This window comes from Virgibacillus sp. DJP39 (genome assembly GCF_049310925.1).
In the GTDB taxonomy this organism is placed as follows: Bacteria; Bacillota; Bacilli; order Bacillales; family Amphibacillaceae; genus Virgibacillus_F.
The window spans coordinates 1-5077 of sequence record NZ_JBMERP010000135.1 but is presented as its reverse complement, the minus strand read 5'-3'; the positions used below and the strand labels follow the sequence as shown (position 1 = coordinate 5077).

Genomic DNA, 5077 nt, shown 5'->3' with positions numbered 1-5077 from the left:
ATATTTGTATGAACATGAAATAGTGAAAGGCCAAACGAGTGACTCTTTTGGGGTGTCTGCTAAAATCAAACGTGCAGACGCTGCTTTAATATTGGCAAGAGCGAAAAATCTTGATACCGAAAATGTACCTGAAAGTCCACTTTTTCCAGATGTAGTTGAATCTGCATACTACTACGGAGCAGTGCAGGCTGCAGCAAAAGCTGGATATATCAATGGCTATCCGAATGGGAAGTTTGACCCTGATGGTACATTAACGAGAGAAGAAATGGCAAAAATTGTTTCAGTTGCTTTTGAATTGGAAGAAGTAAGTGATAATTACTTTTACGACATTTCAAACAGTTGGGCAAAAAGCTATATTAATAGAATAGCAGCAAAAGGTATCAGTGTTGGTGAAGGAAATGGAGACTTTAATCCAGAAAGCGACATCACTCGTGCTGAGTTTTCTGTTATGACAGCTAGAGCATTAAATGATGAATTCAAAATGACCCCTGTAAAAACTATACACATAGTCACTTTATCTGGTGATGATTATGTTGAAGGAAAATACCCTGTTCATTGGACGTATGATTTAGATGAAATTGACCGATACGTGAATAGCCACATTAATGCTGAAGAAATCCGTTCTGCGTTCAGTAAAATGTCCAGTGACTCCATTAGAGGGATTGAAGCGCACCATTATCCAACTTCTGAACAATGGACTGCAATTGAAAAGGATATTGAAGTAAAAATAACTACGTTAACATCTCTGGATATTGATAATTCAGAGTTTGAACATGCAATATCTCTTTATGTCAGTTTTCTTCAAAAGGCAAAGGAAAACACAGATCATATGCGCTATCTAGCAGTTGTTAGAGGAATTGAGACAGTTAGTAAAGAAATAAATGAAATAAATTAACACAGCTTTTTGACTAACTTAAATCGTCATTAAATAATATTTAGTGACGATTTTTTGTATGCAGTAAGGAAAGTATAGAAACTTTCCTTACTGCATAAGTGCAACTAAGGTTTTCGCCATTAAGGCTTGGCGATAAGCCAAGTTTTCAAACTTATTTTTATTGATTATTACTCCCTGGAGCACCCACGGATAAAAAACATGCTACCAATGCTTTTCTATTCATCAATGAGATATTTAAACGAGTTTGAAATTTAACCAGAGGACCAATCAAATCTGTGTTTAATTTAGCTCACTAACTGCAGAGGTTAATTTCTTATTTGTCACTTTTTCACCTTCAACATAAAAGATCAGTACGTTCTTAATAGTGAAGGTATTAAATCGTTCCAACTCACCTGTTTCAGTGGATTTTTCGAACTCTTCAATTCCTTCCTTTCGATCATTGACTGTTTGAAAGATATAAATGGATAATGGTGTGCCTTTTAATGAATAAAAAGTTGGTGAAACCCCATTTAAATCCTGGATAAACGCGTTATTTTCTGGCAAGTCAACTTCCTCTAATGTTAATCCCTGGTCACTTATGGAAGTTATTACTTCTTCTAAAGTAATAGCAGTGGTTGGTTCCGCATCTTTTTGATTACAAGCCCCAAGAATCAAAGCAGTTATTAAAACAAGCAGTATTTTTTTAAACAAATTATCCCTCCTTTTAAAATAGACGAAATAAAAACTTCTGAAGTTTCACCGAAAACAAAAGTCTTATAATTATCAAAAAAAATAAGCGAACTTAAAGGAAGTAAGGTCCAGATAAAAGGAACAGAAACTACTTCTTTCATACGCGTAATGTTCTTATTCATATAGGACATAAATTGACTATTAGCAAATCTCAGCAAGGTGCTGTGAAAATATTGCAGGGTTATTTGAAAAGACGCCATCAACTCCTAATTTGAGCAGGTGGTTATATGATTCAAGACTATTTACAGTATATGGGTACACTTTATATCCGAGTCTATGAGATTCCTCGATTAGTTTTCTATTTGTGTACCTGGCATTTGGATGAATGCTGGAAATAGATAAGCCAGAACTTCTGATGAATCGCCATGCTTTACGGATTCGTCTATTTATTAGCAGTCCTAGTTTAAGATTGGGAGCTGCTTTTTGAACTTTTTCAAGTGCTGAATAGTCAAATGAAGAAATCAAAACATTTTCTAGACGATTATGTTGTTGCAGGCATGAAACCAGTAATTGTTCAATCCCAGAATATGCAGTTGGACTATTTTTAATTTCAATATTTATAATAACACCTTGTGGTATCAACTCCAAAATTTCATCCAGTGTAGCAAAAGTAACGCCTTTGTATTCTGTTGAAAAGGTAGAACCAATGTCTATTTTCTTAATTGCATCAAGTGTGTAATCCTTAATCAACCCTTTTGCTTGATTGGTATAGGCTGATAAGTTTTGATCGTGTATTACTATCAAATGGTTGTCTTTTGTAAGTTGAACATCTAACTCGACCGCTTTAGCTTTATGTTTGATAGCCATTTCCATTGCTGGCAGTGTATTCTCTGGTGCCTCTGTTAAAGATCCCCTGTGTGCAAAATTTAATATCATCCAATCACACCAATCTTTTTTATTTTATCCAAAAATTTTAACTATTGTTTATCACACCATCAGTATAAATCAAACATATTAATGTAGTGTTAATTTGAGGTAAATGCTATGTAAATTTGTTCCTTATGATGGGGGTTAACACAAAAAAGTAGTTGCCTTATGGTAGTCAACTACTTTCTATGGCAGGTGTGCTGGCGTAGAGGGAAATCGAGCACCGATCATCAGATATCGAGCACTGCGGCCAGGAATCGAGCACCTACCACAAATTATCGAGCGCCTCAAGTTTGGTGCTCGATTTCGCCAGGGTGATGCTCGAAAATAACGAATGTTGAACATGCTATCCTGACTAACATCCGCACCAATGCCCTTAAACAACCGGAACTCATTAATCTGTATTTTATCGTCATCAGATTCGGTGGCGCTTTTTTAGCTTAAATAAATGTAGCCTCCTGGTTTGATAAAATATGTATCATTTAACAACTCTATGTATACACTAAGTATATACAATTTAAAGTTGGGGTGATATAATGAGTATAAACAATAATAAAGGAGTGTTTTCTATGACCACCAAAGTTCAAAAGTGGGGTAACAGTCTTGGTGTTCGTATTCCACAAAAAGTAGCAGAGAGATTTGGTGTTGTTAATGGTTCGGAGCTTGAGTTATGTGTTGAAGAGAGAGGCATTTTGTTAAAACCTGTGATAAAGGATCCAACATTAGAAGAGTTGCTGGCTCAAATAACGGAGGATAATCGCCATGATGAAATTGATTTTGGTGGTTCAGAAGGGAATGAGTTATTGTAATGCAAATTCCTGGTAAAGGTGACCTAGTATATCTTAATTTTAATCCACAATCAGGGCATCGTCCTGCAATTGTTCTTTCTGACCAGTCTTTTAATCAAGCAACTAAATTTGCACTAGTCTGCCCTGTAACGAGTAAGGTCAAAGGCTATCCGTTCGAGGTTAAGTTACCAGAGGGATTGATAATTGAAGGGGTTATCCTCACAGATCAAATTAAAAGCATGGACTGGAAATCAAGAAATTTAAAAATCATCGGACAAGCACCATTAGAAGTAGTAGAAAAATGCATCAAGTTACTTCATACTATCTTGCCTTTAGAAGGTTCCCAGTAGGTAAGTATTTATTTTTAACATTGCAAAGTTGAAACCTCAGCTAAACCTCCTATGTTTTTCTTATGTAAAAAAACTCCAGCCAATTTAACTCAAATTACGATATAATTTTCAAATAATCATAAAGGAGGTCGCTTTTTTACGCTACAATAAACTACCATTTTGAGGAGAAGAATATGATAATTAAACAACGCACAACCCCCACTGAAATCACCAAGTTAGAAGCTGTCATACCAAGACTGTCGATGCCCCAAAGCAATCGCCTGGAAAAGGATCTTGCATATAGGGAAAAAGGGTACAATGGTGAACTAAAAGTAGATCGCTATACAGCATTTCTGAAAGATGACTTCACAATCCTCCACGATGTTTATCTCCACAACAAACGGTCATCTTTTCAAATTGATTCCCTAATTATTAGTCCGCACAGTATGTATATCATCGAAATTAAAGATTTATCCGGAACGCTTTTGTTAAACTTCAATGCAAATCAATTTCTCCGTACCCATAACGGCATAGAAGAGAGTTTCCGCAATCCATTCATCCAGGCCACCACAAATAAGCTTCAGTTAACTGATTGGCTAGCACACCATAAAATAGTAGATATTCCAATCTTTCCACTTGTGGCAATAGCTGACCAGACTACTATTCTAAAAATTATCCCCGAAGATTTTAACATCACAAAAACAATCATGCATGGTGAACTAATTCCCCACCAAATAACCAAAATTGAAAATGGATTGGAAAAAGGGATAAAGCATCCGCATCGAAAAATTGGCGCAAAGATTTTGAAAGAGTGTCAGATATTTGATTTCGATCTCCATGACGAATATGGTATTCTACCAACCAACATTCTTGGTGGCGTGCAGTGTCCAAGCTGTGGAAAGCTTGGTATGGGGCGAAAATATAGTAGATGGAATTGCGGTTATTGTGACCATACATCAAAGGACGCCCATAAGAAAACACTACAAGATTATCTTTTACTAGTAAAACCCTGGATAACAAATCAGGAATGCAGGCAGTTTCTTGGCCTGCAATCCAGAAATGCTGCCACCCGCATATTAAAAGCGGCAAACCTAAACTATCAAAACAAGAGATGGGTTAAATAAGGATAGGTTAAACAGAAATAGGTTAATTAAAAGGCAGGTTGGTAACCCGGAAATGGGGTAATGTGGTTGGCATTTGGTAAAATTATGTTTTTTATTTGAAGGTGGTAGGTGGGTTAGTCAGCAATCGAACACCGATTGTTGAAAACCGAGCGCCATCAGGCCAAAATCGAGCACCACGGTGTTAAGGTACCTATAGAGTAGACATTCTCTAAAACCGCGCAGTCTGTTACCCTAGTTATAGGAAAATACGAAAGGACGGATGAGGCAGTGGTATCTAAGAAAAATCAACATTCCTATCACACTAAAAAAGAGATCGTAGAACGATATTTTGAGGGGGCTAGCACA

6 protein-coding genes are annotated in these 5077 nt (G+C 36.4%); 4 read left to right on the top strand and 2 right to left on the bottom strand.

Features of this window, described 5'->3' with window-relative positions; all coding sequences use genetic code 11:
- A partial coding sequence (locus tag ACOI1D_RS20980; RefSeq protein ID WP_422504081.1) for an S-layer homology domain-containing protein occupies positions 1-895 on the top strand: 895 nt, incomplete at its 5' end.
- A 279-nt stretch (positions 896-1174) separates the two neighbouring features.
- Here the strand turns inward: ACOI1D_RS20980 and ACOI1D_RS20975 are convergent.
- Both ACOI1D_RS20975 and ACOI1D_RS20970 read right to left on the bottom strand, forming a co-directional pair.
- Positions 1175-1585: a hypothetical protein gene (locus tag ACOI1D_RS20975; RefSeq protein WP_422504080.1), complete on the bottom strand. Its 411-nt coding sequence runs from the start codon at positions 1583-1585 to the stop codon at positions 1175-1177.
- Positions 1586-1765: 180 nt separating this feature from the next.
- Complete coding sequence (locus ACOI1D_RS20970) at positions 1766-2500, bottom strand: glycerophosphodiester phosphodiesterase (protein ID WP_422504079.1); 735 nt, start codon at positions 2498-2500, stop codon at positions 1766-1768.
- Positions 2501-3027: 527 nt separating this feature from the next.
- Here ACOI1D_RS20970 and ACOI1D_RS20965 point away from each other — a divergent pair.
- The 3 genes from ACOI1D_RS20965 to ACOI1D_RS20955 all read left to right on the top strand — a co-directional run bounded on the left by ACOI1D_RS20965 (position 3028) and on the right by ACOI1D_RS20955 (position 4732).
- Positions 3028-3300, top strand: a complete 273-nt coding sequence (locus tag ACOI1D_RS20965) for an AbrB/MazE/SpoVT family DNA-binding domain-containing protein (RefSeq protein WP_422504078.1) — start codon at positions 3028-3030, stop codon at positions 3298-3300.
- On the top strand, positions 3300-3629 hold the full coding sequence (locus ACOI1D_RS20960) for a type II toxin-antitoxin system PemK/MazF family toxin (RefSeq protein WP_422504077.1): 330 nt from the start codon (positions 3300-3302) through the stop codon (positions 3627-3629). The genes ACOI1D_RS20965 and ACOI1D_RS20960 overlap by 1 nt, the downstream gene beginning before the upstream one ends.
- A 173-nt stretch (positions 3630-3802) precedes the next feature.
- Complete coding sequence (locus ACOI1D_RS20955) at positions 3803-4732, top strand: nuclease-related domain-containing protein (protein ID WP_422504075.1); 930 nt, start codon at positions 3803-3805, stop codon at positions 4730-4732.
- Positions 4733-5077 lie beyond the last annotated feature (345 nt).